Below are 229 nucleotides of genomic sequence, written 5' to 3'. Positions count from 1 at the left end.
CTCATTATATTGGTTAACTTATTTTTGTATTTTTTATATCTATTTTCTGCCTCTTTGGTTCTTAATTTAATAAATTCCCTATACAAAGTATTCTTTTTTTTGCAAGCATTTTGCAGTCCTTTGGTGATCCATGGTTGTTCCTTATGACTATGTTTTCTAGTGTATTGTTTTAGTGGACAATTTTTATCATACAGGATTTTAAATCTTCTCAAGAATTTATCATATGCAC

1 protein-coding gene is annotated in these 229 nt (G+C 27.5%); it reads right to left on the bottom strand.

The window, feature by feature from the left end:
- On the bottom strand, positions 1–229 hold a 229-nt coding region (locus IEQ44_RS17565; RefSeq protein ID WP_227487742.1), incomplete at both ends, for a hypothetical protein.

Origin of the sequence: Nocardioides malaquae (assembly GCF_015070385.1) — a bacterium.
In the GTDB taxonomy this organism is placed as follows: Bacteria; Actinomycetota; Actinomycetes; order Propionibacteriales; family Nocardioidaceae; genus Nocardioides; species Nocardioides malaquae.
This window is presented reverse-complemented; position numbering and strand designations above follow the sequence as displayed.